22 protein-coding genes are annotated in these 26,201 nt (G+C 67.4%); 2 read left to right on the top strand and 20 right to left on the bottom strand.

The genetic code is table 11. The annotated features are described in order from the left end of the window. Window positions 1–104: 104 nt before the first annotated feature. The 20 genes from L0984_RS13590 to rpsB form a co-directional block, all read right to left on the bottom strand. Window positions 105–1,067, bottom strand: a complete 963-nt coding sequence (locus L0984_RS13590; RefSeq protein WP_234194166.1) for a helix-turn-helix domain-containing protein — start codon at window positions 1,065–1,067, stop codon at window positions 105–107. A gap of 69 nt (window positions 1,068–1,136) precedes the next feature. Continuing rightward, on the bottom strand, window positions 1,137–4,364 hold the full coding sequence (gene carB, locus L0984_RS13585) for a carbamoyl-phosphate synthase large subunit (RefSeq protein WP_234194164.1): 3,228 nt from the start codon (window positions 4,362–4,364) through the stop codon (window positions 1,137–1,139). Further along, window positions 4,357–5,541: a glutamine-hydrolyzing carbamoyl-phosphate synthase small subunit gene (gene carA, locus L0984_RS13580; RefSeq protein WP_234194162.1), complete on the bottom strand. Its 1,185-nt coding sequence runs from the start codon at window positions 5,539–5,541 to the stop codon at window positions 4,357–4,359. Before carA ends, carB begins: the two co-directional genes overlap by 8 nt. 115 nt (window positions 5,542–5,656) lie before the next feature. After that, complete coding sequence (locus L0984_RS13575; protein ID WP_234194160.1) at window positions 5,657–7,459, bottom strand: GGDEF domain-containing protein; 1,803 nt, start codon at window positions 7,457–7,459, stop codon at window positions 5,657–5,659. Between the two features lie 170 nt (window positions 7,460–7,629). Further along, window positions 7,630–8,469: a TrmH family RNA methyltransferase gene (locus L0984_RS13570; protein ID WP_234194159.1), complete on the bottom strand. Its 840-nt coding sequence runs from the start codon at window positions 8,467–8,469 to the stop codon at window positions 7,630–7,632. Then, window positions 8,466–9,167 (bottom strand): ribonuclease HII, encoded by a 702-nt coding sequence (gene rnhB / locus L0984_RS13565; protein ID WP_234194157.1) that lies wholly within the window; start codon window positions 9,165–9,167, stop codon window positions 8,466–8,468. The genes L0984_RS13570 and rnhB overlap by 4 nt, the downstream gene beginning before the upstream one ends. Further along, on the bottom strand, window positions 9,139–10,293 hold the full coding sequence (gene lpxB, locus L0984_RS13560) for a lipid-A-disaccharide synthase (RefSeq protein ID WP_370645966.1): 1,155 nt from the start codon (window positions 10,291–10,293) through the stop codon (window positions 9,139–9,141). The genes rnhB and lpxB overlap by 29 nt, the downstream gene beginning before the upstream one ends. A gap of 1 nt (window position 10,294) precedes the next feature. Beyond that, on the bottom strand, window positions 10,295–11,083 hold the full coding sequence (gene lpxA, locus L0984_RS13555; RefSeq protein ID WP_234194155.1) for an acyl-ACP--UDP-N-acetylglucosamine O-acyltransferase: 789 nt from the start codon (window positions 11,081–11,083) through the stop codon (window positions 10,295–10,297). A gap of 3 nt (window positions 11,084–11,086) precedes the next feature. Then, complete coding sequence (gene fabZ, locus L0984_RS13550; protein WP_017761652.1) at window positions 11,087–11,539, bottom strand: 3-hydroxyacyl-ACP dehydratase FabZ; 453 nt, start codon at window positions 11,537–11,539, stop codon at window positions 11,087–11,089. Beyond that, complete coding sequence (gene lpxD, locus L0984_RS13545) at window positions 11,536–12,522, bottom strand: UDP-3-O-(3-hydroxymyristoyl)glucosamine N-acyltransferase (RefSeq protein WP_234194151.1); 987 nt, start codon at window positions 12,520–12,522, stop codon at window positions 11,536–11,538. Before lpxD ends, fabZ begins: the two co-directional genes overlap by 4 nt. 10 nt (window positions 12,523–12,532) lie before the next feature. Then, entirely contained in the window at window positions 12,533–13,069 is a 537-nt protein-coding gene (locus L0984_RS13540) for an OmpH family outer membrane protein (protein ID WP_017761654.1), read from the bottom strand. Window positions 13,070–13,077: 8 nt separating this feature from the next. Next, window positions 13,078–15,558: an outer membrane protein assembly factor BamA gene (bamA, locus tag L0984_RS13535; protein WP_017761655.1), complete on the bottom strand. Its 2,481-nt coding sequence runs from the start codon at window positions 15,556–15,558 to the stop codon at window positions 13,078–13,080. 42 nt (window positions 15,559–15,600) lie between these two features. Beyond that, window positions 15,601–16,977 carry an RIP metalloprotease RseP gene (gene rseP / locus L0984_RS13530; RefSeq protein ID WP_234194149.1) on the bottom strand — a complete coding sequence of 459 codons (1,377 nt, stop codon included), beginning with the start codon at window positions 16,975–16,977 and terminating at the stop codon, window positions 15,601–15,603. Between the two features lie 20 nt (window positions 16,978–16,997). Next, window positions 16,998–18,176: a 1-deoxy-D-xylulose-5-phosphate reductoisomerase gene (gene ispC, locus L0984_RS13525; RefSeq protein ID WP_234194147.1), complete on the bottom strand. Its 1,179-nt coding sequence runs from the start codon at window positions 18,174–18,176 to the stop codon at window positions 16,998–17,000. A 19-nt stretch (window positions 18,177–18,195) separates the two neighbouring features. Further along, complete coding sequence (locus L0984_RS13520; RefSeq protein WP_234194146.1) at window positions 18,196–19,044, bottom strand: phosphatidate cytidylyltransferase; 849 nt, start codon at window positions 19,042–19,044, stop codon at window positions 18,196–18,198. Window positions 19,045–19,056: 12 nt separating this feature from the next. Further along, window positions 19,057–19,797 (bottom strand): polyprenyl diphosphate synthase, encoded by a 741-nt coding sequence (uppS, locus tag L0984_RS13515; protein WP_043112674.1) that lies wholly within the window; start codon window positions 19,795–19,797, stop codon window positions 19,057–19,059. A gap of 70 nt (window positions 19,798–19,867) precedes the next feature. Continuing rightward, on the bottom strand, window positions 19,868–20,428 hold the full coding sequence (frr, locus tag L0984_RS13510; protein WP_234194144.1) for a ribosome recycling factor: 561 nt from the start codon (window positions 20,426–20,428) through the stop codon (window positions 19,868–19,870). A gap of 15 nt (window positions 20,429–20,443) precedes the next feature. Then, the gene (pyrH, locus tag L0984_RS13505) at window positions 20,444–21,166 is read right to left on the bottom strand and encodes a UMP kinase (RefSeq protein WP_234194142.1); all 723 of its coding nucleotides are present in this window, start codon (window positions 21,164–21,166) and stop codon (window positions 20,444–20,446) included. Window positions 21,167–21,273: 107 nt separating this feature from the next. Further along, window positions 21,274–22,197 carry a translation elongation factor Ts gene (gene tsf / locus L0984_RS13500; protein ID WP_234194140.1) on the bottom strand — a complete coding sequence of 308 codons (924 nt, stop codon included), beginning with the start codon at window positions 22,195–22,197 and terminating at the stop codon, window positions 21,274–21,276. Window positions 22,198–22,279: 82 nt separating this feature from the next. Continuing rightward, a complete protein-coding gene (rpsB, locus tag L0984_RS13495; protein WP_234194139.1) occupies window positions 22,280–23,041 on the bottom strand; it encodes a 30S ribosomal protein S2 in 762 nt (253 codons plus the stop codon). A 399-nt stretch (window positions 23,042–23,440) separates the two neighbouring features. Here rpsB and L0984_RS13490 point away from each other — a divergent pair, with 399 nt between their 5' ends. Together L0984_RS13490 and L0984_RS13485 are read left to right on the top strand one after the other, a co-directional pair. Then, entirely contained in the window at window positions 23,441–24,697 is a 1,257-nt protein-coding gene (locus tag L0984_RS13490; RefSeq protein ID WP_234194137.1) for a D-amino acid dehydrogenase, read from the top strand. 28 nt (window positions 24,698–24,725) lie between these two features. Beyond that, window positions 24,726–26,195 (top strand): NAD(P)H-hydrate dehydratase, encoded by a 1,470-nt coding sequence (locus L0984_RS13485; RefSeq protein ID WP_234194136.1) that lies wholly within the window; start codon window positions 24,726–24,728, stop codon window positions 26,193–26,195. The last annotated feature ends 6 nt before the right edge of the window (window positions 26,196–26,201 follow it).

The following is a 26,201-nucleotide window of genomic DNA, read 5'->3' as shown; positions in this document are numbered from 1 at the left end:
GGACGCCACGTGCCACGGCGATATCCGCACAGAACAACCGTTGCGGCCAGGCGCACCGGCGTGGCCCGAACCAGCCGCAACCACGCGGCGAGACAGCTTTGCGCTCAGCGCTTGCGACGCCATGCGGCCGGCGTAGACCCCGCGCTCCGCTGGAACTCACGCACGAAGTGCGACGCATCGGCGAAGCCGCAGCGCCGGCCGATTTCGCCGACCCCCAGATGGGCAAGCCGGGGCTGCATCAACAGCGCCTGCGCTCGCTCGATGCGCAGGGACCGGAGCGTGCCAGCGAAGGTACCGCCCGCCGCGCAAAAGGCGCGGTGCAGCGTCCGCAGCGAGACGCCGGCCTCGTGGGCCAGCATCTCGGCGCGCAGGCCCGGCCGGTCGAGTTGCGCGCGCATCAGGGTCAGCAGCCGGCCGTGCAGGCTGACGCACGCGCCCTCCTCCGCCCGCGGCGGCTCGAAGGCTGCGCCCATCAGTGCGCCCAGGTGCTGCGCGAACATGGGCGCGGGCATGGCGGCCGCGGTATCCGGATCGCGCGCGAGCTGCACCAGCAGTGCCCCCAGGCTGCGGCCCCAGCCCTGGTCGTGCCACGCCACGCGGGGACCATGCGCCTCCGGCCCGCTCAACCATTGCGCAACCCAGGCCCGTGGAAGCTGCACCGACACGCAATGCACGCCCTGCGGAAAGTGCAGCTCGTACGGCACCGCGGCATCGACCAGTGCCGCATCGCCGGCTCGAAGGTGCGCCACCTGGCCGCCCTGCCGCACGTGCCAGGGCCGGTCGGCCTGGCCGATCAGGTAGAAATGGGAACGCCGGCTGCGGGCAATGCCGGCCGGCGTTCTGTAGACATCCTGCGTGGATGCGATGACCTGGTTGACCGAGATTTCCTCGACGCCACGGCTTGCGAGTTGGCCGCCGAAGGCCTCGGCCTCGCGCGAGCTGCAGTCCATCTCGAGGAAGGCCTCGCAGATCGCACCGACCCAGTAGTCCAGCCGCTCGTTGCATCCGACGGCCTCCGTGCTCCAGAGGCGTCGGTGCTCGGCGATGGCAGGCGGTGCGGGCGGCATGCGCGCACTCTAGCGAGCCGCCCGTGCCATGCAAGCGGGCGAGCCCCAGGGACTCGCTCGCCGCGGCGCTCAGGCGCCTGCCAGCTCCGCGTGCATCTCCTGCACCGAGATCACGCCCAGGTCCTGCAGGTGCTGCATGCCCTCGACAGCCGCTTCGGCGCCGAAGATCGTCGTGATGGTGGTCACACGGGCCAGCAGCGCCGAGGTGCGGATCAGGCGGGAATCGGCGATGGCGTTGCGGCGCTCTTCCACCGTGTTGATGACCAGGGCGATCTCGTTGTTCTTGATCATGTCCACGATGTGCGGACGCCCCTCGGTCACCTTGTTGACCACCGCGCAGTTGAGGCCCGCCGCCTGGATGGCCGCGGCCGTGCCCTTGGTGGCAATCAGCTCGAAGCCCAGCTTGGCCAAGCCGCGGGCGCATTCCACCGCACGGGCCTTGTCGTTGTTCTTCACAGAGATGAAGACCTTGCCCGACTTCGGCAGGATGGTGCCGGCGCCCAGCTGGCTCTTGACGAAGGCTTCGCCGAAGGTCTTGCCCACGCCCATCACCTCGCCGGTGGACTTCATCTCCGGCCCGAGGATCGGATCGACGCCCGGGAACTTGACGAAGGGGAACACCGCTTCCTTGACGCTGAAGTACGGCGGCGTGACTTCCTTGGTGACGCCCTGGCTGGCGAGCGACTGGCCGGCCATGCAGCGCGCCGCGACCTTGGCCAGCTGGATGCCCGTGGCCTTGCTCACATAAGGCACCGTGCGCGAGGCGCGCGGGTTCACTTCCAGCACGTAGATCACGTCCTGGCCATCTTTTTCCTGGATGGCGAACTGCACGTTCATCAGGCCGACCACGTTCAGCGCCTTGGCCATGGCGGCGCTCTGGCGCTTGAGTTCGGCGATGGTCTCGGCCTTGAGGCTGTAGGGCGGCAGCGAACAGGCGGAGTCGCCCGAGTGCACGCCGGCCTGCTCGATGTGCTCCATCACGCCGCCGATGAGCGTGGCGCCCTCGGCATCGCGGATGCAGTCCACGTCGCATTCCACCGCGTCGTTCAGGAAGCGGTCCAGCAGCACCGGCGAGTCGTTGCTCACCTTGACGGCTTCGCGCATGTAGCGCTCCAGGTCGCGCTGCTCATGCACGATCTCCATGGCGCGGCCACCCAGCACGTAGCTCGGACGCACCACCAGCGGATAGCCCAGCGACGAGGCCTTTTCCAGCGCCTCGGCCTCGGTGCGGGCGGTGGCGTTGGGCGGCTGCTTGAGATTCAGTTCGCGCAGCAGCGCCGAGAAGCGCTCGCGGTCTTCCGCGGCGTCGATCATGTCGGGCGTGGTGCCGATGATCGGCACGCCGTTGGCCTCCAGGTCGAGCGCTAGCTTGAGCGGCGTCTGGCCGCCGTACTGCACGATCACGCCGGTGGGCTTTTCCTTGTCGACGATCTCCAGCACGTCTTCCAGCGTCAGCGGCTCGAAGTACAGGCGGTCGGAGGTGTCGTAGTCGGTCGACACGGTCTCGGGGTTGCAGTTGACCATGATGGTCTCGTACCCGTCCTCGCGCATCGCCAACGCCGCATGCACGCAGCAGTAGTCGAACTCGATGCCCTGGCCGATGCGGTTGGGCCCGCCGCCGAGCACCATGATCTTCTTGTTGGTCGTCGGCTCGGCCTCGCACTCCTCGTCGTAGGTGGAGTACATGTAGGCCGTGTCGGTGGCGAACTCGGCCGCGCAGGTGTCCACGCGCTTATAGACCGGGCGGATGCCGAGGGCGCGGCGCTTGTCGCGGATGGCCTTGTCGGTGGTCTTGAGCTGGCGCGCCAGGCGGCGATCCGAGAAGCCCTTCTGCTTGAGCACGCGCAACGTGTCGGCATCGATGTCGTCAAGCGTCTTGGTCTCCAGCTCGAGCTCGATCTTCACGATCTCCTCGATCTGCACCAGGAACCAGCGGTCGATCTTGGTGAGGTCGAATACCTCGTCCACGCTCAGGCCCTGGGCGAAGGCATCGCCCACGTACCAGATGCGCTCGGGGCCGGGCTCGCCCAGTTCCTTCTCGAGCACTTCGCGGTCCTGGGTCTTCTCGTTCATGCCGTCCACGCCCACTTCCAGGCCGCGCAGCGCCTTCTGGAAGGACTCCTGGAAGGTGCGGCCCATGGCCATCACCTCGCCCACGGACTTCATCTGCGTGGTCAGGCGCGAATCGGCCTGCGGGAACTTCTCGAACGCAAAGCGCGGGATCTTGGTGACCACGTAGTCGATGCTGGGCTCGAAGGACGCCGGCGTGGCGCCGCCCGTGATCTCGTTGCGCAGTTCATCGAGCGTGTAGCCCACAGCCAGCTTGGCCGCGACCTTGGCGATCGGGAAGCCGGTGGCCTTGGAGGCCAGCGCCGACGAGCGCGACACGCGCGGGTTCATCTCGATGACGATCATCCGGCCGTCCTTCGGATTGACCGAGAACTGCACGTTGGAGCCGCCGGTGTCGACGCCGATCTCGCGCAGCACCGCCAGGCTGGCGTTGCGCATGATCTGGTATTCCTTGTCGGTCAGCGTCTGGGCCGGCGCGACGGTGATGGAGTCGCCGGTGTGCACGCCCATCGGATCCAGGTTCTCGATGGAGCACACGATGATGCAGTTGTCCGCCTTGTCGCGGACCACTTCCATCTCGTACTCCTTCCAGCCGAGCAGCGACTCTTCGATCAGCAGCTCGTTGGTGGGCGAGGCTTCCAGGCCGCGCTTGCAGATGGTCTCGAACTCTTCCGGGTTGTAGGCGATGCCGCCGCCGGTGCCGCCCAGCGTGAAGCTGGGGCGGATCACGGTCGGGAAGCCGACGCTCTTCTGCACCGCCCAGGCTTCGTCCATCGAATGGGCGATGCCGGAGCGCGCCGAGCCCAGGCCGATCTTGGTCATCGCGTCCTTGAACTTCAGGCGGTCCTCGGCCTTGTCGATGGCCTCGGGCGTGGCGCCGATCAGCTCGACCTTGTACTTGTCGAGCACGCCGTTGCGCCACAGGTCCAACGCGCAATTGAGCGCCGTCTGGCCGCCCATGGTGGGCAGGATGGCGTCGGGCCGCTCCTTGGCGATGATCTTCTCGACCGTGGGCCAGGTGATGGGCTCGATGTAGGTGACGTCGGCCGTGGCCGGGTCGGTCATGATCGTCGCCGGGTTGCTGTTGATCAGGATGACCTTGTAGCCCTCCTCGCGCAGCGCCTTGCAGGCCTGCACGCCGGAGTAGTCGAACTCGCAGGCCTGGCCGATGACGATCGGGCCGGCGCCGATGATGAGGATGCTCTTGATGTCTGTGCGCTTAGGCATTCACCGCCTCCGCCTTGTGTTTTTCGATGAGGGCCGTGAAGCGGTCGAAGAGGTAGCCGATGTCGTGCGGGCCGGGCGATGCCTCGGGGTGGCCCTGGAAGCAGAAGGCCGGCTTGTCGGTACGGGCCAGGCCCTGCAGCGTGTTGTCGAACAGGCTGATGTGCGTCGCACGCAGGTTGGCGGGCAGCGTCTTCTCGTCCACGGCGAAGCCGTGGTTCTGGCTGGTGATGGAGACCCGGCCCGTGTCCAGGTCCTTGACCGGATGGTTGCCGCCGTGGTGGCCGAACTTCATCTTGAAGGTCTTGGCGCCCGAGGCCAGGGCCATGATCTGGTGGCCCAGGCAGATGCCGAAGGTGGGGATGCCGGTCTCGATCAACTCGCGGGCCGCGGCGATGGCGTAGTCGCAGGGCTCCGGATCGCCGGGGCCGTTGGCCAGGAAGACGCCATCGGGCTTGAGCTTGAGCACGTCGGCCGCAGGCGTCTGCGCCGGCACCACCGTGATGCGGGCGCCGCGCTGCGCCAGCATGCGCAGGATGTTCTTCTTGACGCCGAAGTCGAAGGCCACGACATGGAAACGCGGCGTGATCTGCACGCCGTAGCCAGCGCCCAGCTTCCACTCCGTCTGTGTCCATTCGTAGGTCTGGCGGGTGGAGACCACCTTGGCCAGGTCCAAGCCGGCCATGGAAGGCGCGGCCTTGGCGGCGGCGATGGCGGCGTCGATACGTTCCTGCGTGGGCGTCTCGCCAGCGGCCAGGCCGACGATGGTGCCGTTCTGCGCGCCATGGGTGCGCAGGTGGCGGGTCAGGCGGCGGGTGTCGATGCCGGCGATGGCGACGGTGCCGTTGGCGGCGAGGTACTCGCTCAGGCTGCGCGTCTTGCGGAAATTGGACGCCAGCAGCGGCAGGTCCTTGATGATGAGCCCGGCGGCCTGGATCTTGTCGGCTTCGATGTCTTCCTCATTGACGCCGTAGTTGCCGATGTGCGGATACGTCAGGGTGACGATCTGCTGGCAGTAACTGGGGTCGGTGAGGATTTCCTGGTAGCCGGTGATGGCGGTGTTGAACACCACCTCGCCGACTGTGGTGCCGGCGGCACCGATCGACTTGCCGAGAAAGACCGTGCCGTCAGCGAGCGCCAGGATGGCGGGCGAAAAAGACCCTTGGAGGGACAAAAGCACTGGGTTCTCCGGATAAGACGGTCGCCCAAGGTTCGTGGCCGCGCTGGCTGCGAACGGTGCTAGGGAATTTTCTGGCGAAGAAAAGAATCGGGCGACGCGGTTTGCGAAAAGCCGCCTATTGTAGCCTCGCCGTCTCACCCTCCAGCCGGCTGGTGTATGCCGAGACATCGAAGTCCGCCATCTCGCAACGGTTGCGCCCAGCCCGCTTGGCCCGGTAGAGGGCTTGGTCGGCGCGGCGCAGCAATTCATGGGTGTGCAGCCTCGCGTTCTGGCGCGTGAGCGCCACGCCGAAGCTGGCCGTCACGGCCATGGTGCCGTGGTCGGGGATCGAGAACGGTCGTCCCAGGGCGCTGCGCAGGTGTTCCGCCAACGCCATGGCCTCGGCCGGGCGGGCCACCGCCTGGAACACCACGAACTCCTCGCCCCCGATGCGTGCGGTCTGGTCGGGACGGTGCAGGGTCGACCGCAGCCGGTCCGCCAGTTGTCGCAGCAACTGGTCCCCCACCTCGTGCCCATGCTGGTCATTGATCTGCTTGAAGTGGTCGATGTCGAACATGATCAGCGCCAGCATCTGGCCGCCGCTTTCCGCCCCCGCCTGCAGAAGCCGCTGTTCGAAGGTGCGGCGGTTGGGCAGGCCGGTCAGATGATCCGTCCCGGCGAGCACATGCAGGCGGGCGATCAGCGCATCGCGCTCCCGCCGCACATGGATCGAGCGCTGCAGCAGTTCCTCCAGGTGGCGCAGAGCGGCAAAGATGGTCCGCAGCTCGCGCGCATACCCGCCGCGCCGCTGCGCCGGCGCCAGCGGTGTGAACGTGGTGTCTTCCTGGGTCAGGCCGATCAACCGGTGCACGGTGTCGAGCAGGGGTGAGAGCAGCCGGCGGTTGAGCATCACGAGACCCACGGCCAGCAGCATCGTCAGCGACAGCGTAGCGACCACCACGCCCACCAGCACCCACCAGGCGCGATCGTGCAGACCCGAGAGATGGCTCTGCGCCAGCCGGGTCTCCAGATCCCGCAGCGCCACGATCGGCGCCATGGTGGGGACATAGGCCTCCGCGAACTCGGCAGGCGTCGGACCGCGATGCTGGGCCATGCGCTCGAGCGTCGCGTCGAAATAGGTCATGCCCTGGCCGAAGTAGATGTCGGCCACGCGCCCGAAGGCCCGGGCTTCTTCACCCTGGCCCTGCGCGGCAGGTATCGATGCCTGCAGCAGTTCGCTGAGCTGGCGGATCCGTCCCAGCAGCTCGGCCACGCCCTGCCGCTCAGGGGCGGACAGCTCGCGCTGGGTGGCCAGGGCCACGGTCAACCGGGAGCCCAGGCGCCCTGCGTTCTCCCTCAGGCGGGCGGCCAGCCGGGCCCGGGTGACTGGGGCGGCAATCTCCGGCGCGAGCCGCTGGAGGTTCTGGCCGAGTTGGTCGATCAGTCGGAACTCGAGATCGACGACGCCGATCATGCGCTCGATGGTCAGGGCCATCTGCCCCGGGTCACGCAGGGCGAGCGTCTGCGTCAGCAAGGCCTGCACCTGCGTGCGGGCCTGTTGCAACTCGCTCTCGATGGCCGCGAATTCGTAGGGGCCCAGCTGGCAGGAACTGCAGGCCGACGCGGCACGTCGGAGGGCTTCGAGGGAAATGTCTGTCTTGCGGCGCGCCGCATCCAGCGTCGGCGCGAACTGGCCGGGGCGTCCGAGGGCTGCATTCATCGGCCCGCGCTCGGCCGACACCTGTTCGACCGCGCTCAGTGCGAGGCGATACACCTGCAGCTGGTCTTCGATCTCGTGCACCGCACGCACGCGCTGGACCGACCAGGTGAACACGAGGGCAGCAAACACCGCCGCCACCAGCAGCACGGCCGCTACCACCGCATTGACCAGCTGATTCAGCACCTGGGGCGCCGCACCGTTGCCACCGTGATGTTGCATGAACGAGCGCAAACAGGATCCTGGCTGACGTTTTCGCCAACTCGGTCAATGTTTTTGACACGAAAGTTCACAATTCTGCCCCAACGGGCGCCGCTTGCCCAGCAAGTTACGCACGAATGTGAGAAATTGCACGCCCGGAAGCGCGTTGCACGCCCCGGGCGGTTCCCCCGTCAGGACTGCGCGGACAGCTTCAAGGCGGCGCTGGCGTGAAGGCAGACGGCGGCGGCGGCTGCGACGTTGAGCGACTCCTCGCCGCCCGGCTGGGCAATGCGGATGTGCAGGTCCGCCCGGGCATCGAGCCCCGCGCCCACCCCCTGCCCTTCGTGCCCCATCATCCAGGCGCAGGGCCAGGGCAACGGGGCCTGGTGCAGCCATAGTCCCCGATGGGAGCTCGTGGCCAGCAGCGGCAAGCCAAGGTCGCCCACGGCCTCGGGCTCCAGGCCTTCAACGAGGCGCAAGGCGAAATGCGCCCCCATGCCCGCGCGCATCACCTTCGGCGACCACAGCGCCACCGTACCCTTGAGTGCCAGGATCTGCCCGAATCCAAAGGCAGATGCACTGCGCAGGATGGAGCCGACGTTGCCGGGATCCTGAAGGCGGTCGAGCACGACCGACGCCAGTCCGGCCTGGACGGAACGCTGCTCAGGCAGATCCATCAGAAAGCCGACCGGCGCGGGCGACTCCAGTCCACTGGCCTCCGCCAGCAGCGCGTCCGGCAGCAGGAAGACCTTGGGCGCCGCCTCGGCGAGTTGCTTCGGCGCGTGGGCCCAGAAGGATTCCGCGAAGACCGCAGCCGCCGGCCGAAGGCCCCGATTCAGCGCCGCACTGCAAAGGTGGTCCCCCTCCAGCCAGAGTCGTCCCAGGCGCCGGTAAGCGGCGCCATCGCGGGCCAGGCGACGCAAATCCTTCAGAAGCGGGTTGTCGCGCGAGCTGATGCGCACGGGCTCGGCCGCACGGGCCGGCAAGGCCGGCGAGCGGGAACCGTCCGGGACCCTCGAGCCCGCACTCATGGCAGCAGCCGCTCCGGTGACGCGGCCATCTGCACGCGTACGGTGCTCTCCACCTGCACCACCACGGGCGGCACGCCGGCCACCTGCAGCGCCTGCGCCACAGGCGAGAACGAACGCCGGTGATGGACGCAGGCACCGTGCTGGCGCAACGCCGCCAGGTGCTCGGGGGTGCCATAGCCCTTGTGGGTCGCAAAGCCATACTGCGGAAACTCGTCGTGCAGCGCCAGGCACAGCCGGTCCCGATGGACCTTGGCGAGGATCGAGGCGGCGGAAATGGCCTTCACCCGTGCGTCCCCCTTGACGATGGCTTCGGCCAGCACATCCAGGGGCGGCAGGCGGTTGCCGTCGACCAGCACCTTGGAGGGCCGCAGGCGCAGGCCCTGCACGGCGCGGCGCATGGCCAGCATCGTCGCCTGCAGGATGTTGTGGGTGTCGATCTCCTCCACCGTGGCGGTGGCGATCGAGCAGCACAGCGCCTTGGCCAGGATCTCGTCGTGCAGTTTCTCGCGCCGCAGCGGCGTGAGCACCTTGGAATCGGCCAGGCCCTTGATGGGGTGCAGGTCGTCCAGGATCACCGCCGCCGCCACCACCGGTCCGGCCAGAGGGCCGCGCCCAGCCTCGTCCACGCCGGCCAGCAGGCCCGGGGCGTCCCACGCGAGGGGCACCTGTTCAGGCTTGGAGGACTTTCTCGATCGCATCGGCACAGAGTGTGGGGGTGTCACGCAGCAACTCACCATGGAGTTGCGTAAACCGCTGGCGCAGTGCGGCAACGCGCTCCGGCGCGTCGAGCCACGCCAGCGTGGCATCCGCAAGTGCCTGCGGCGTGGCAGCTTCCTGCAGCAATTCCGGCACCACGAAATCGCTGCACAGGATGTTCGGCAGTCCCACCCAGGGCTGCAACTGCTGCCGGTGCATGAGGTGCCAGGAGACGCGGTTCATGTTGTAGGCGATCACCATGGGCCGCTTGAAGAGCGCCGCCTCCAGCGTGGCCGTACCGCTGGCGATCAGCGTCACGTCGCAGCTGGCCAGCACCTGGTGCGAGCGGCCGTCGACGAGCCTGATCGCGCCGGCCATTTCGCTGGCTGCCAGCAAGGCCTCGGCCTCCCCGCGCAGGCTGGGAATGATGGGCGCCACGAACTGGAGCTCCGGACGGCTGCGCCGCATGCGCGCAGCGGCGGCAAAGAAACGTGTCGCCAGATATCGCAGTTCCGAACGCCGGCTGCCGGGCAGGAGGGCGACCACGGGCCGGTCTTCGTCCAGATCCAGGGCGCGGCGGGCGGCACGCTGGTCCACCTCCATCGGGATCACATTCGCCAACGGATGGCCCACGTAGCTGGCAGAGACGCCCTGCTCCGCCAGCAGCGCGGGCTCGAAGGGGAAGATGCACAGCACATGGTCGGCGGCGGCGCGGATCTTCTCGATGCGGTCTGCCCGCCATGCCCAGATGGAGGGGCATACGAAATGGACGGTGCGGATGCCGCGCCCGCGCAGTGCGGCCTCGAGATCGAGGTTGAAATCGGGTGCGTCGACGCCGATGAACAGCTGTGGCCATTCGCGCAGCAAGCGGGCCCGCAAGTGCCTGCGGATGCCGGCGATCTCGGCATAGTGGCGCAGCACTTCGATGTAGCCACGCACGGCGAGCTTTTCCTGGGGCCACCAGCTCTGGAATCCGCGGGCAAGCATCTGCGGCCCGCCGATGCCCACCAGCGAGGCGTCGGGCCAACGGGGCTTGAGACCGTCGATGAGCAGGCTGGCCAGGAGATCGCCGGACGCCTCGCCCGCGACCATCGCGAACTGGCGCGAAGACACGGAAGTCCCCGCCATGTCAGCGTGCAATGCCGCGCGTGCTGTCCGCGAGAAAGGCGCTCATCAGCTGAACGTCGACTGCCGCATCGGGCATGTCGACGGCGAGTGCGTCGATGGCGGCGCGGGCGTCATCGAGCGTGCGGCCCTGGCGATACAACAGGCGATGCATCTGCTTGATGGCCGCAAGACGCGCTGCCGAAAAATCCCGGCGCTTCAGGCCCACGATGTTGAAGCCGCGAACGGCCATGGGATTGCCATCGACCAGCATGAAGGGCGGGACGTCCTGGGAAACGGCGGTCGCGAAACCGACCATTGCATGCGCCCCCACCTTCACGAACTGGTGGATGCCCACCAGGCCGCCCACCGTCACCCAGTCGCCCAGTTCCACATGGCCGGCCAGGGTGGTGTTGTTGGACAGTGTCGTGTGGTCGCCGACCCGGCAGTCGTGCGCGATGTGGCTGTACGCCATGATCCAGTTGTCGTGGCCCACGCGCGTGACGCCACCGGCGCCTGGCACGCCCAGGTTGAAGGTACAGAACTCCCGGATCGTGTTGCGGTCGCCAATCTCGAGGGCCGTGTCCTCGCCCGCGTATTTCTTGTCCTGGGGGATCGCCCCGAGCGACGCGAATTGGAAGATCCGGTTGTCACGCCCGATGGTCGTGCGCCCTTCAATCACACAGTGCGGGCCGACGGAGGTGCCCGCCCCGATGCGGACCTTGGGCCCGATCACGGCGTAGGGGCCGACGCTGACCGACGCATCCAGCTCGGCGCCCGGGTCGACGATGGCGGTCGGGTGGATCTGGGGCATGCCTCAGGCCTCGATGCGACGCATGGCACACATCAGCTCGGCCTCGCACGCGAGTTCTTCGCCCACCTTGGCGCGGCCCCGGAACTTGGAGATGCCCGCCTTCATGCGGTCGATCTCGACCTCGAGCGTCAGCTGGTCGCCCGGCTCCACCGGACGCTTGAAGCGTGCGCCGTCGATTGCGGCGAAGTAATAGACGGTGTTGTCGTCCGGCACGATGTCCAGCGAGCGGAAGGACAGCAGTGCCGCGGCCTGCGCCATGGCCTCCAGCATCAGCACGCCGGGCATCACCGGACGATGCGGGAAGTGGCCGTTGAAGAACGGCTCGTTCATCGTCACGTTCTTCAGCGCCGTGATGCGCTTGCCCTTCTCCATGTCCAGCACCCGGTCGACCAGCAGGAAGGGGTAGCGATGGGGCAGGAGCTTGAGGATCTGGTGGATGTCGAGCGTGTTCGTCATGGTGTCAGGCCGGAGGCGGCTTGCTTCTCGAGCGCGCGCAGGCGCTCGCGCAACTGGTGCAGATGACGCAGCGTGGCGGCATTGCGCTCCCAGGCCGCGTTGTCATCAATGGGAAACACGCCAGTGTACTGCCCCGGCTTGAGGATCGAACGGGTGACCACGGTGGCGGCGGAGACATGGACGCCATCCGCCAGCTTGAGGTGACCCAGCACCACCGCGCCGCCGCCGATGGTGCAATGCGCGCCGATGTCGGCGCTCCCGGCCACGCCCACGCAGCCGGCCATGGCCGTGTTGCGACCGACGCGCACGTTGTGGCCGATCTGGATGAGGTTGTCCAGCTTGACGCCGTCCTCGAGCACCGTGTCCTCCAGCGCGCCCCGGTCGATGCAGGTGTTGGCGCCGATCTCCACGTCGTTGCCGATGCGTACCGCCCCCAGCTGCTCGATCTTGACCCAGGCGCCTTCATGAGGCGCCAGTCCGAAGCCATCGGCACCGATGACCACGCCAGGATGGAGCAGGCAGCGATCACCGATGACGCAGTCCTCGCTGACGGTGACGCGCGACTTGAGGACGGTGCCGGCCCCGATGCGCGCACCGCGTTCGACCACGCACAGCGGACCGATGACCGCCGTCGCATCGACATGCGCACCCGCATCGACCACTGCCGAGGGATGGATGCCCGGTGGTTGCGCGGGCGAGTGCCGCGCCTTCCACAGCTGTGTCAGCCGGGCAAAGTAGAGGTAGGGATCGTCGACGACCAGGCAGGCTCCGCGCGCCGTTGCCTCGTCCCGCATGGACGGGGCCACGATGACACAGCCCGCACGGGAGGCCAGTAATTCCTTGCGATAACGAGGGTGGCTCAGGAAGCTGATGGCGGCCGGGCCAGCCGCCGCGAGCGGCGCCAGCCTCTCCACCACCATCTCCGCATCGCCGAGCAGCTCGCCGCCGAGCGCGGCAACGATCTCGCCCAGAAGCAGGCTCACGGCGCCGGCGTCACTTGCTGCCGCTGCCGTTCGGAGCGGCCGCGGCGTTCAGGGCCTTGATCACCTTGTCGGTGATGTCGTGCTTGGGATTGACGTAGACCGCATCCTGAAGGATCACGTCGTACTTCTCGGCCTCGGCGACCTGCTTGATCGCACGTTGCGCGCTTTCGTACACCTTCTGCAGTTCTTCGCTGCGACGCAGGTTGAGGTCTTCCTGGAACTCACGGCGCTTGCGCTGGAAATCGCGGTCCTGATCGACCAGCTGGCGCTGGCGCTGGGTCCGCTGGGTCTCGGACAGGGTCGGCGCATCGCGCTCCAGCTTGTCCGAGGCCGCCTTGAGTGCCGCTTCCTGGTCCTTGAGATCCTTCTCGCGCTTGAGGAACTCCTGTTCCAGGCGAGTCTGGGCGGCCTTGGCCGCCGGCGCCTCGCGCATCACGCGATCAGGATTGACCACGCCAAACCGGAAGGATTCCTGGGCATACGACACGCCCGTCATCATCAGGCCTGCCAGCAGTGCGGCCGCAGACCACGAGTACATCTTCTTCATTGACTGACTCAGAATGCCGTACCGATCTGGAACTGGACGCGCTGCGTGCGGTCCGCCGGCACCAGCGGGACGAGAGGATTGTTGGGGTCCGGCACTTCCTTCTGCTGCCGGATGGGCACTGCATAGGCGATGCGCAGCGGGCCGAGCGGCGAAATCCAGCTGATCCCCAGGCCGAAGGAGGCACGGATGCGCTGCTGCGCCTTCCACTGCTCATCGGTCTGGCCGTCGCGCCGGTCGGCAAACACGTTGCCGGCGTCGAGGAAGGTATAGAGACGCAGCGTGCGGTCATTGCCCGCGCCCGGGAACGGCGTGCTCAGCTCGATGTTGAACACGGCCTTCTTCGTGCCACCCAGTGCCGCGGTCGTGACCGTGTCGCGCGGACCGAGCGAGTTCTGCTCGAAGCCGCGGATGGAGCCCAGGCCACCGGCATAGAAGTTCTTGAAGATCGGGTAGTCCTTGCCGCCGAACGCCTTGGCATAGCCCAGTTCGGCGTTGAGGGCCAGCGTGTACTGCTTGGACAGCGGGATGTACTGCTGGAACTGGTAGCTCGTCTTGCCGTAGCTGAAATCGCCGCCCACGCCGAACTCGAGGTTGGCGCGCTGAACGCGACCCTTGGTCGGAACCAGGGCGCTGTCCCGATCGTCGCGGGCCCAGCCGATCGTCAAGGGCACACCCCAGACCGAGTCGCGGTTGCAGTCCAGCGACGTGGCGTAGCCGCCCGCGCCATACTGGAAGCCGCACTGGAAGTAGTTCAGGTACGCCTGCGGGATGGATTTGCCGTACAGGTCGCGGTAGTAGGTCGCCAGCGCCGGGTTGACGAGTGCCAGCAGCGAGTAGTCGGGCACATCGCCCGGCTTGAACTTGTAGCGTTCGATGCCCGCACCGAAGAAGACCGTGTCCACTTCGCTGAACGGCACGCCGAAACGGATCGAGCCGCCCTCGGCCACGAGCGAGTAGTCGCCGTCGGTGCTGTAGTAGGGCCGCGTGGTCTGATGGAAGACGCTGATCGTCCGGGAGATGCCGTCCTGTGTGAAGTACGGATCCGTAGTGGTCAGCGAGATGGTGCGGTAGTACTTGCTGGTATTGACGTTCAGACCGAGGTAGTTGCCCGATCCGAAGACGTTCTCCTGCGTGATGCCGAAGTTCAGCGAGATCTTGTCCGAACTCGAGAAACCCGCGCCCAGTTGCAGCGAACCCGTCGGCTTCTCGACCACGTTGTAGGTCAGGTCGACCTGGTCTGGCGACCCCGGCACCTCCTGCGTGTCGACATTGACTTCGGTGAAGTAGCCGAGACGGTCCACCCGCTCGCGCGACAGCTTGATGCGATCCCCGTCGTACCACGATGCCTCGAACTGGCGGAACTCGCGGCGGATCACTTCGTCGCGCGTCTTGTTGTTGCCGGACACGTTGATCCGGCGCACATAGACGCGGCGCGACGGATCGGCCTGGAGCACCAACGCGACGCGGTTGTTCTCGCGGTCGATCTCCGGCTTGGCCTGCACACGGGCGAAGGCATAGCCGAAGCTGGCGAAGTAGTCGTTGAAGGCCTTGGTGGTCTCCGTCACCTGCTCACCGTTGTAAGCCTCGCCCGGCTTGATGGTGATGAGCGATTTGAACTCGTCGTCGCGCCCGAGGTAGTTGCCATCGAGGCGGACGCCCGACACGACGTACTTCGGGCCTTCGTGGATGTTGACGGTGATCGACAGATCCTGCCGGTTGGGCGAGATCGCCACCTGCGTGGAGTCGACACGGAACTCCATGTAGCCACGCGTGATGTAGTACTGCTTGAGCGTCTCGAGATCGGCGTTGAGCTTGGTGCGCGAGTACTGGTTCGACTTGGTGTACCACGACAGCCAGCCGCCGGTGTCCTGGTCGAACAGCCCGAGCAGCGTGGACTCGCTGAAGGCATTGGCACCCACGATCCGGATGTCGCGGATGCGAGCCGGCGCCCCTTCGGTGACCGTGAACGTGAGGTTGACCCGGTTGCGCTCGATGGGCGTCACCGTGGTCACCACCTCGGCGTTGTAGAGGCTGCGGGAGATGTACTGGCGCTTGAGCTCCTGCTCTGCACGATCCGCCAGCGCCTTGTCGAAAGGACGGCCGTCGGTCAGGCCGACCTCGCGCAGCGCCTTCTTCAGCGCTTCCTTGTCGAACTCCTTGGCGCCCACGAAGTCGACATCGGCGATGGTGGGACGTTCCTCGACGATCACCACCACCACGTTGCCATTCACGTCGATGCGCACGTCCTTGAAAAGGCCCAGGTCGAACAGCGCACGGATGGCCGCGGAGCCGCGATCATCGGTGTAGGTCTCGCCGACGCGCAGGGGAATGGAAGCGAACACCGTGCCGGGCTCGACACGCTGCAGGCCCTCAATGCGGATGTCCCGGACGGTGAACGGCTCAATGGCCCAGGCGGCCGTCGCGGCCAACGCACTGGTGAGCACCGCTGCCACGCTGCGCAGGCGAAAGCGACTGATCTGTTGGTTCATGTGTGAAGAAGAAGGCCGGCGCCGCCAGGGGCCGGCTGAAGGTTAACCAAAGAGACGATTCACGTCGTTGAAGAGTGCAATCGACATCATCACCAGCAGCAGCGCGACACCCCCGCGCTGAAGACGTTCCATCCAGGCGTCGGACACGCCCCTGCCAGTCAGGCCCTCCCAAAGATAATACATCAGGTGCCCCCCATCGAGGACCGGCAGCGGCAGCAGGTTCAGTACGCCCAGACTCACACTGATGAGGGCCAGGAAGACGAGGTATTGGGTCAGCCCCAGGCTGGCGGACTTGCCCGCGTAATCGGCGATGGTGAGGGGCCCGCTGATGTTCTTGATGGACGCTTCCCCGATCACCATCTTGCCCATCATCTTGAGCGTCAGCGTCGACACCTCCCAGGTGCGCTGCACGCCCTTGACGAGGCCGTCCAGGGGCCCCTGCCGCACCGTCACCATCTCAGGCGCGGCCCCGACATAGGCGCCGATTCGTCCGATGGCGGTGCCCGACTCGTCGCGAACGTCGGGCCGCACCTCCAGGGTCAGCATCCGCCCGTCGCGCTCGATATGCCAGGGTTGCGCGCGGCCTTCACGCCCGTCCACCGAGCGGCGGATGAGTTCGCGCAGATGCTGGCCGTCGATCACCGTCGTGCTGCCGACCGACAGGACCTGGTCGCCCGCCTTCAGGCCGGACCGGCTCGCAGCCCCGTCGGCCATTACCTCGCCGATGACCGGGCGGGTGAACGGCGCGGCCAGGCCGATCCTGGCGAACATCTGCGGATCGGCATCTCGCGCGCCCATGCTGCTCAGTGGCAGCACCACCTCGCGTGTTCCGCGGCCTGCGGCGCCTTCGATCTCGAGCCGGAGGTCCCGCCCGTCCAGGGCAGCCCGCGTCGCCTGCCACCGAAGATCCTCGAAAGAGGAGACGGGACTGAGCGATTCGGCGCCATCATCCCCAACCCGTAGGACTCGCTCGCCACCCTGAAGCCCAACCTCGGCGGCCAAGGAAGCTTCGGCGGGCTTGCCGATCACGGCCGCAGGTTCCTGGACGCCGATCCATCCCACCACCGCGTAGAGAAGCACGGCCAGCAGCAGGTTGGCCACAGGGCCGGCAGCCACGATGGCGGCCCGGGACTTCAAGGGTTGCGTATTGAAAGCGCGATGGCGCTCTTCGGGCGCCACCGGTGCCTCGCGCTCGTCGAGCATGCGCACGTACCCGCCCAGCGGCAACGCGCCCACGACGAACTCCGTGTCCTGGCCGGGACGCTGCCGACGCGGCTTCCACCGTAACAAGGCGGGACCGAAACCGATGGAGAAACGGATGACCCGCACATTGCAGGCCACGGCCACGCGGTAATGGCCATATTCATGGACGGCGATCAGCAGCCCCAGCGCGACGACGAAGGCAACGAGGGTGAGCATGGCAGGCAGGGGGGTTGCAGTCAGGATGCCATCCGGTCGACGGCAAGCTCGGCGGCACGCCGGGCCTGCGCATCCAGATCCAGCAGGTCGGCCAGGGACTGCGCCTTGGAGGGCCGCACACGGTCCAAAGTTTCGACGTTGACGGCGTGGATCCTGTCGAAGCGAAGCCGCCCGTCCAGGAAGGCCGCGACCGCCACCTCGTTCGCCGCGTTGAGCACTGCCGGCGTGCCGGGTGCGGCCTCGAGTACCTGCCAGGCGAGCTTCAGCCCCGGAAAACGCCGCTCGTCGGCCTCCTCGAAGGTCAGCGATGCCAGCTGACGGAAGTCGAGCCGCTGCGAGCCGCTCTCCACCCGTTCGGGCCAGGCCAGGCCGCAGGCGATCGGCACACGCATGTCGGGCGTCCCCAGTTGCGCGAGCACGGAGCCGTCGATGAACTCCACCATGGAGTGGATGACGCTCTGCGGATGGAGCGTCACCTCGATGCGCGACGGGGGCAGCCCGAACAGATGCCGGGCCTCGATCACCTCCAGCGCCTTGTTCATCATGGTCGCGGAATCCACCGAGATCTTGCGACCCATCACCCAGTTGGGATGCGCGCAGGCCTGGTCCGGCGTCACGTCCGAGAGAGTGGACGGGTCGCGCCCACGGAAGGGACCGCCCGACGCGGTGAGGATCAGCCGCTCCACCCGCTGGGGCCAACTGGCCGGGTCTTCGGGCAGGCACTGGAAGATGGCGGAATGTTCGCTGTCGATCGGCAGCAGGGTCGCACCACCGCGGCGGACCGTCTCCATGAACAGCGCGCCACCCACCACCAGCGCCTCCTTGTTGGCCAGCAGCAACCGCTTTCCGGCCGCCGCGGCGGCAAGGCACGACGCCAGCCCGGCAGCGCCCACGATGGCTGCCATCACGGCATCGACATCGGGATGCGCCGCCACCTCGTCCAGCGCCTGCGGGCCGCTCAGGACGCGGGTGGACATTTGGGCGGCCTCCAGGCGCGAGGCCAGATCGCGCGCCGCCCGCTCGTCGGCCATGACGGCGAAGCGGGGCTGGAAACGCAGGCACTGTGCGGCCAGTTCGTCGACGCGGGTGGCGGCCGTCAGGGCGAAGACCTCGTAGCGGTCCGGATGGCGGGCGATCACGTCCAGGGTGCTGGTGCCCACGGAGCCCGTCGCCCCGAGGATGGTCACGCGTTGTCTCACCGGAATCCCTTGAAGAAGATCAGGCCGGTGACGACAGCATCATCGCCAATGGCAGTGTCGGGAGCAGCGCGTCGATGCGGTCGAGCACGCCACCGTGGCCCGGCAACAGTCCGCTGCTGTCCTTGGCGCCGGCGCTGCGCTTGATGAGCGACTCGACCAGATCGCCCACCACGCTCATCGCGGCAAGAAACACAACGCCCAGCAGCAGCAGCCACCAACCGCGTGCAGCCAGATGCGTGTACAGGCTGGGGACCACGGCACCGGCCGCCCGGTCCGCCCAGACCCAGCAAGCCGCAAGCACGATCACGCCGATCACGCCGCCCCACACCCCTTCCCAGCTCTTGCCAGGGCTGATGGCTGGCGCCAGCTTGCGATGGGTGAAGCGAAGGCCGAAGGCGCGGCCCGCGAAATACGCGAACACGTCGGCCACCCAGACCAGCACGAGGATCGACAGCAGGAAATTGATGCCGATGGTGCGCGCCTGCACCGCCGCGAGCCACGCCGCCCACAGCGCCAGCAGCCCGCCAACGACACGGACGGCCTTTGGAATGTGCGGCCAGCCCGGCACCGCCAGTTTCAGCAGTGCGGCGCCACCCAGCACCCAGGCTGCCCCGGCCACCGTCCACAGCAAAGGCAACGGCTTCGACAGCAGCCCCAGCCACCACGACAACGCGCACAGCAGCACCATCTCGCCACCCAGCAGCAAGGCGATGCCCTGGCGATAACCATTGAGACGGCCCCATTCCCAACCTGCTGCGGCCACCAGCACCAGCATGACGCCGGCGAAAGGCTCGGGCGATGGGTAGAACAGCGCCGGCAGCAGAACGGCCAGCAGGACGAGGGCGGTGATGATGCGCTGCTTCAGCATGGAGAACGTCGCTCAGGCCACCTGGCTTTGCAGCGGCTGCGGTTGGTGGCCCGCCACCAACTGCTCAGAGGTCTTGCCGAAGCGACGCTCGCGGCCACGGAAGGCCTCGATCGCCAGATCGAGCGCGGCCTCGTCGAACTCCGGCCACAGGCAGTCTGTGAAGTACAGCTCGGAGTAGGCGCTCTGCCAGAGCAGAAAGTTGGAGAAGCGCTGTTCGCCACCGGTGCGGATCACAAGGTCCGGATCAGGGCTGTGCGCCAGCGCCATGGCCCGGCCGAGGCTTTCCTCGGTGATGGGGTGACCATGCCGGGCCAACTGGGCCGCCGCCTGGGCGATGTCCCAACGGCCGCCATAGTTGAAGCAGATGTTCAGCACCAGACGCGTGTTCTGCGCAGTGTCCGCCTCGGCCTTGGACAAGCCAGACACGAGCCGGGCCGACAAGGCGGTGCGATCACCCACGAAATGCAGTTGCACCCCGTCCGCCGCCAACCGTGGTACCTCGCGCTGCAACACCAGCAGCAGCAGGTCCATCAGGCCGGAGACTTCGTCCTTGGGCCGGTTCCAGTTCTCCGAGGAGAACGCAAAGACAGTCAGCACCTCGATGCCGCGGTCGGAGCAGGCTCGGACGCAGCGGCGCAGCGATTCGACGCCTTGACGGTGGCCGGCCACCCGAGGAAGGAACCGGCGCGTCGCCCAGCGGCCGTTGCCGTCCATCACGATGGCGACATGGCGCGGCACACGTTGGGCAGTCATGGACGGGTCGGCTCCTGGCTCCGGCGTTCCGGAAAAGACACGGGGAATGGGCGACGCGACAGGGCGGGCCTCAGACGGCCAGGATGTCGGCTTCCTTGGCCGCCACCAGCTTGTCGATCTCCGCGATGTAGCGGTCGGTCATTTTCTGGATCTCGGCCTCGGCGCGCTTCTGGTCGTCTTCCGACGCCGCCTTGTCCTTGACCAGCTTCTTGACCGACTCGTTGGCGTCGCGGCGCAGGTTGCGGGTGGCGACCTTGGCGCTTTCGCCTTCATTGCGCGCCAGCTTGGTCATCTCCTTGCGGCGCTCCTCGCTCATCGGCGGCATCGGCACGCGGATCAGCTCACCCATGCTGGCGGGATTGAGGCCCAGATCGCTTTCGCGGATGGCCTTCTCGATCTTGGCGCCCATGTTCTTTTCCCAGGGCTGGACGCTGATGGTGCGCGCGTCGAGCAGGGCCACATTGGCCACCTGCGACAGCGGCACCTGCGAGCCGTAATAGTCGACATGGATGCTGTCCAGCAAGGCCGGATTGGCGCGGCCCGTACGGATCTTGGCGAGATGGCCCTGCAGCGCGGTCAGCGTCTGCTTCATCTTGGCTTCGGTCCCGGTGCGGATATCGGCAATGGTCATGATTTGTTCTCGTTGTCAGACATGCACCAAGGTGCCTTCGTCCTCACCCAGCACCACGCGCTTGAGGGCACCGGCCTTGAAGATGGAGAACACCTTGATGGGCAGTTTCTGATCCCGGCACAGCGCGAAGGCGGTCGCGTCCATGATGCCGAGGTTCTGGGAAATGGCCTCGTCGAAGGAGAGCGATGAATAGCGCTGGGCCGTCGGATCCTTCTTGGGATCGGCGCTGTACACGCCGTCGACCTTGGTGGCCTTGAGCACCAGCTCGGCGCCCACTTCAGCGCCGCGCAATGCAGCGGCGGTGTCGGTGGTGAAGAAGGGGTTGCCGGTGCCGGCGGCGAACACGACCACCTTGCCCTCTTCGAGGTACTGCAACGCCTTGGGCCGCACGTACGGCTCCACCACCTGGTCGATGGCGATGGCCGACATGACGCGCGCGGTCAGGCCCTGCTTGTTCATGGCGTCGGCCAGGGCCAGCGAGTTCATCACCGTGGCCAGCATGCCCATGTAGTCGGCCGTCGCACGGTCCATGCCCACGGCACCGCCCGCGACGCCGCGGAAGATGTTGCCGCCGCCGATGACCACCGCCACCTCGACGCCCAGACGCACCACTTCAGCCACTTCCTCGACCATGCGCACGATGGTCGCCCGATTGATGCCGAAGGCGTCGTCGCCCATCAGCGCCTCACCCGACAGCTTGAGAAGAATACGCTTATGGGCGGGAGAGGCGTCTTGCATAGGCAATGGAACAGAATGTTGAAGCGGGGGGGAGTGTACGTGGTGAGGCGCAAGAAAAAAGCGGTGGCACGCCCCGTTACAGGGCCCGCCACCGCCTGCGCGGACGATCAGGCGCCAGCCTTGGCGGCGGCCACCTGTGCAGCGACTTCGGCCGCGAAGTCGTCGACCTTCTTCTCGATGCCTTCGCCGACGACGTACAGGGTGAAGCCCTTCACGGTCGTGGCCTTCTCCTTGAGCATCTGCTCGACGGTCTGCTTGTCGTTCTTGACGAAGGCCTGGTTGAACAGCGAGACCTCCTTGAGGTACTTCTGCACGCCGCCTTCGATGCGCTTGGCCACGATGTCGTCGGGCTGGGGCTTCTTGCCGGCAGCTTCAGCGGCCTTGCGGTCCTCTTCAGCCTTGCCGGCGGCCACGGCGCGTTCCTTCTCGATCAGCTCGGCGGGCACGTCGTTGGCGGACAGCGCCACGGGCTTCATGGCGGCCACGTGCATGGCCACATCCTTGGCAGCCGTGTCGTCACCTTCGTACTCGACGACCACGCCGATGCGCGTGCCGTGCAGGTAGGAAGCCAGCTTGGCACCGGTGTCGAAGCGCTTGAAGCGGCGGATCGACATGTTCTCGCCGATCTTGCCGATCAGGCCCTTGCGCACGTCCTCCAGCGTGGGGCCGAAGCCGTCCTGGCTGTATTGCAGGGCGCCCAGCGCGGCCACGTCGGCCGGGTTGTGCTTGGCGACCAGTTGCGCCGCGGCCTGGGCCATGGCGATGAAGCTGTCGTTCTTGCTCACGAAGTCGGTTTCGCTGTTGACTTCGATCAGTGCGCCGACGGTACCTTCGATGCTGGCGGCGACCACGCCTTCCGCGGTGATGCGGGCGGCGGCCTTGCCGGCCTTGCTGCCCAGCTTGACGCGCAGCAGCTCTTCAGCCTTTTCCATGTTGCCTTCGGCCTCGGTCAGGGCCTTCTTGCACTCCATCATGGGGGCATCGGTCTTGGCGCGCAGCTCGGCGACCATGCTTGCGGTAATTGCTGCCATGTCTTAACTCCGTAGATCGTTTTCAGTAGCCAGAGGAACGAAAAAGGGGCCACGAAGCCCCTTCTCCGGACCGCCTTGGAAATCAGGCCGAGGCGGAAGCGTTGTCTTCGACTTCGACGTATTCGTCGCCTTCGCCTTCGGCGACGGCCTTGACCACGTCATTGACGGCATTGTTGCGGCCTTCGATGACAGCGTCGGCCATGCCACGTGCGTACAGGGCGACGGCCTTGGAGGAGTCGTCGTTGCCGGGGATCACGTAGTCGATGCCTTCGGGCGAGTGGTTGGAGTCGACCACGCCGATCAGCGGGATGCCCAGCTTGCGGGCTTCGGACACGGCGATCTTGTGGAAGCCCACGTCGATCACGAAGATGGCGTCCGGCAGGGCGTTCATGTCCTGGATGCCGCCGATGTCCTTCTCGAGCTTCTCGATCTCGCGGGTGAAGGTCAGCTGTTCCTTCTTCGACATGCCTTCGAGGCCGGCTTCCTGCTGGGCCTTCATGTCCTTGAGGCGCTTGATGGAGGTCTTCACCGTCTTGAAGTTGGTCAGCATGCCGCCGAGCCAACGGGTCTCGACGAAAGGCATGCCGGCGCGGCGGGCTTCGTCGGAGACGATTTCACGGGCCTGGCGCTTGGTGCCGACAAACAGGATGGTGCCGCGGTTGGCAGCCAGCTGCTTGGCGTACTTCTGCGCGTCCTGGAACATCGGCAGCGACTTTTCCAGGTTGATGATGTGGATCTTGTTCCGGTGGCCGAAGATGAACGGAGCCATCTTGGGGTTCCAGAAACGGGTCTGGTGGCCGAAGTGGACGCCGGCTTCCAGCATCTCACGCATGGTGGTGGACATTGCAGTTCTCCAAAGGTTGGGTCTTGAATCCAGCCCGCATATCGCACCCGGCAGCATGGCCGGGTGGCGAACACCTTGAATGGGCTGGTTCGCGGATGAATTCCGCCGGCAAGCCACACAGCCACATGCTGCCTTGGGCCCCAACCCGGCATGCAGAAGACAGCCGGGACCGACGAAACCGCGGGAGTGTATCACGAGCCCTCCCCTCCTCGACAGCAACGCCCGCCAGGCGGCCGCCCGGCCAGGCCTCGCAGATCGACGGATGAAGGCAGCTGAATCGCTTCCCCGCAGATCCGGTCCGGCCCGCGTCCGCCAACAGCCGGCAACAAACGTTGCCTGAACTATGCTCCGCGCATCGGCTGACCGCGCGCGGCGTGCCCTGCCCTCCTCTGCTCTCCAATGAAAATCGCCATCGTGGGCGCCGGGATCATCGGCGTCACCACTGCCTGGGAACTGGCCTGCGACGGCCACGACGTCGCCGTCTTCGAACGCCGCCAGGCGGCCGCCGAGGAATCGAGCTTCGCCAACGCCGGCGTCGTCGCCCCCGGCTACGTCACACCGTGGGCCGCGCCGGGCATGCGCAGGAAGGTGCTGCGCTCGCTGTTGTCGGCCCATGGCGCCATCAAGCTGCGCTGGCCACTGCACCGCCGCGACCTCGCCTTCATGCGCGCCTGGCAGAAGGCCTGCCGGCTCGAGACCTACCTGGCCAACCGCGGCCGCATGCAGCGCCTGGCCTTCTACAGCCGGCAGCGCCTGCACGGGATCGTGGAAGGCCGCGAGCTGGCCTATGAGCGCAGCGATGGCTACCTCGTCCTGCTGCGCGGCACGCGCGAACAGAAGCTGATCCAGCCCGGCCTGGACGTCCTGCGCGAAGCCGGCGCCGCCTTCGAAGTGGTCGACGCCGATGCCGCCCGCCGCATCGAACCTGGCTTGGCCGAAGGCACGGCCCTGGCCGGTGCCATCCACCTGCCCCAGGACGAGGTCGGCAACTGCCGGCAGTTCGCGCTGCTGCTCAAGCGCGAAGCCGAGGCCCTGGGGGCCCAGTTCCATTTCGGCTGCGACATCGCGCCGCTGTCGGCTGCGCATCCGCGTTCGCTCAGCCTGGCCTCGGGCTCCGAGTCGGTGGCATTCGATGCCATCATCGTCTGCGCCGGCCTGGGCGCCGTCCCGCTGCTGGCGCCCCTCGGACTGCAGATCCCGCTCGCACCGGTGTACGGGCACTCGATCAGCGCACCGATACGCGAGCCGTTGAATGCACCGCGCAGCGCCGTGATGGACGAGCGCTTCAAGGTGGCCATCTCGCGGCAAGGCCAGCGGGTGCGCGTGGCGGGTGGCGCAGAACTCGGCGGCGAGCCCGGCCGCATCCATCCAGCGGCGCTGCCGACGCTCTTCAAGGTGCTGCAGGACTGGTTTCCAGGGGGCGTCAATCTGAGCGCAGGCATGCAGCAGTGGAAGGGCGCGCGCCCGATGCTGCCAGACGGGCCGCCGATCATCGGCCCGAGCGGCGTTCCCGGCGTATGGCTGAACCTGGGCCATGGCTCCAGCGGCTGGGCGCTGTCATGCGGCAGCGCACGCGTGCTGGCCGATCTGGTCGCTCACCGCGAGCCCGAGGTGGACATCGACGGCCTGGGCATGGAGCGCCTGCTGCGGCGCTAAGCCGCGCGGGTTCAGGCATGCTCGCACCATGCACCGCCTGGACCTCACCCTGCCCCATCCGCTGCACGGCGTCGCCGCATCGCGGCACATCGAACGAGCCGCTGCCGCCCACCTGCCTGCGCACACGCTCATGCGGCGTGCCGGCGCGGCAACGGCACGCTTGGCCATGGCCCTGGTCCCGCACGCACGCTGCATCTGGATCGCATGCGGCCCGGGCAACAACGGCGGCGACGGCTTCGAGGCGGCGCTCGAACTGGTGCGGCGCGGTCGGCCGGTGACCGTCACCTTCGACGGGGACGCGCAGCGACTGCCCTCCGACGCGCGCGACGCCTTCGACCGTCTGCGCGCGGCCGGCATCCCCCTCGCCCCTGAGGCGCCCGTGCACTTTGACCTGGCCGTCGACGCGCTGCTTGGCCTGGGCGCCTCGCGAGCGCCCGGTGGCCGGATGCACGATCACCTGCGCCGCATGCAGACCAGCGGCGCGCCTGTGCTGGCGGTCGACCTGCCCAGCGGCCTGGACGCGGACACCGGGCGGTCTGCGGCCGATCCGGGCATTGCAGGCCCGGGCCGGCGCCACTGCCTGAGTCTGCTCACGCTCAAGCCCGGACTGTTCACGGCGCAAGGCCGCGACGCGGCGGGCGTGGTGTGGTTCGACGACCTGGGGGCCGATCGAACCGGTGTCCCGCCGGATGCTCGCCTGCCTGGGCGCCCGGCACCAGCCTCGCGCCCGCACGACAGTCACAAGGGCAGCTTCGGCGACGTCGCGGTCATCGGTGGTGCTCCGGGCATGACAGGGGCCGCATGGCTCGCGGCCACCGCTGCGCTGCATGCGGGCGCAGGCCGTGTGTTCGTGGGCCTGTTGGACGACGAAGCGCCCTCGCCCGCGGCCGACGACGCGCTCATGCGCCGCAACCCTCGGTCACTGGCGCTTGACCGGATGACGGTGGTCTGCGGGTGCGGAGGCGGCACGGCCGTGGACGCGCTCCTGCCCGAGGTGCTCGCCCACGCGAAGTCGCTGGTGCTCGATGCCGATGGCCTCAACGCACTCGGGCGCCACCCGGATTGGCGCGAACTGCTGCAGAAACGAGCGCAGGCCCGTCGGGCCACCGTGCTCACGCCGCATCCGCTCGAAGCCGCAAGGCTGCTGGAGACCGACACCCCGGCCGTGCAGGCGGATCGTCTGGCCGCGGCAAGCCAGCTGGCGCACGCCTTGGGCTGCACCATCGTGCTCAAGGGCTCAGGCTCGGTGATCGCGAGCCCCGATGACTGCCCCCACATCAATCCCACGGGCAACGCACGGCTGGCCACCGGCGGCACCGGCGACGTGCTGGCCGGCATGGTGGGCGCGGCCCTGGCATCCGGCCTCGATCCGCAGAGCGCAGCAACCCAGGCCGTGTGGTGGCACGGCGCGGCCGCGGACGGCTGGCCCGCCGACCGTCCGTTCAGCGCGTCGCAACTGGCCCGCCAAGCCGGCCTCGGACTGGCGCTGCCCGCCTGACGCGCA

This window comes from Pseudacidovorax sp. NFM-22, assembly GCF_021401245.1.
Lineage (GTDB): Bacteria > Pseudomonadota > Gammaproteobacteria > Burkholderiales > Burkholderiaceae_C > Xenophilus.
Note: the sequence above shows the minus strand (reverse complement) of the source record. Positions and strands in the feature narration are given on the sequence as shown.

Excerpts from the sequence above, each read along its gene's own strand:
- L0984_RS13590 (WP_234194166.1), bottom strand. The coding sequence starts at position 1,067 with ATGCCGCCCGCACCGCCTGCCATCGCCGAGCACCGACGCCTCTGGAGC.
- carB (WP_234194164.1), bottom strand. The coding sequence starts at position 4,364 with ATGCCTAAGCGCACAGACATCAAGAGCATCCTCATCATCGGCGCCGGC.
- L0984_RS13575 (WP_234194160.1), bottom strand. The coding sequence starts at position 7,459 with ATGCAACATCACGGTGGCAACGGTGCGGCGCCCCAGGTGCTGAATCAG.
- L0984_RS13570 (WP_234194159.1), bottom strand. The coding sequence starts at position 8,469 with ATGAGTGCGGGCTCGAGGGTCCCGGACGGTTCCCGCTCGCCGGCCTTG.
- rnhB (WP_234194157.1), bottom strand. The coding sequence starts at position 9,167 with ATGCGATCGAGAAAGTCCTCCAAGCCTGAACAGGTGCCCCTCGCGTGG.
- lpxB (WP_370645966.1), bottom strand. The coding sequence starts at position 10,293 with ATGGCGGGGACTTCCGTGTCTTCGCGCCAGTTCGCGATGGTCGCGGGC.
- lpxA (WP_234194155.1), bottom strand. The coding sequence starts at position 11,083 with ATGCCCCAGATCCACCCGACCGCCATCGTCGACCCGGGCGCCGAGCTG.
- fabZ (WP_017761652.1), bottom strand. The coding sequence starts at position 11,539 with ATGACGAACACGCTCGACATCCACCAGATCCTCAAGCTCCTGCCCCAT.
- L0984_RS13540 (WP_017761654.1), bottom strand. The coding sequence starts at position 13,069 with ATGAAGAAGATGTACTCGTGGTCTGCGGCCGCACTGCTGGCAGGCCTG.
- bamA (WP_017761655.1), bottom strand. The coding sequence starts at position 15,558 with ATGAACCAACAGATCAGTCGCTTTCGCCTGCGCAGCGTGGCAGCGGTG.
- rseP (WP_234194149.1), bottom strand. The coding sequence starts at position 16,977 with ATGCTCACCCTCGTTGCCTTCGTCGTCGCGCTGGGGCTGCTGATCGCC.
- L0984_RS13520 (WP_234194146.1), bottom strand. The coding sequence starts at position 19,044 with ATGCTGAAGCAGCGCATCATCACCGCCCTCGTCCTGCTGGCCGTTCTG.
- uppS (WP_043112674.1), bottom strand. The coding sequence starts at position 19,797 with ATGACTGCCCAACGTGTGCCGCGCCATGTCGCCATCGTGATGGACGGC.
- frr (WP_234194144.1), bottom strand. The coding sequence starts at position 20,428 with ATGACCATTGCCGATATCCGCACCGGGACCGAAGCCAAGATGAAGCAG.
- pyrH (WP_234194142.1), bottom strand. The coding sequence starts at position 21,166 with ATGCAAGACGCCTCTCCCGCCCATAAGCGTATTCTTCTCAAGCTGTCG.
- tsf (WP_234194140.1), bottom strand. The coding sequence starts at position 22,197 with ATGGCAGCAATTACCGCAAGCATGGTCGCCGAGCTGCGCGCCAAGACC.
- rpsB (WP_234194139.1), bottom strand. The coding sequence starts at position 23,041 with ATGTCCACCACCATGCGTGAGATGCTGGAAGCCGGCGTCCACTTCGGC.
- L0984_RS13490 (WP_234194137.1), top strand. The coding sequence starts at position 23,441 with ATGAAAATCGCCATCGTGGGCGCCGGGATCATCGGCGTCACCACTGCC.
- L0984_RS13485 (WP_234194136.1), top strand. The coding sequence starts at position 24,726 with ATGCACCGCCTGGACCTCACCCTGCCCCATCCGCTGCACGGCGTCGCC.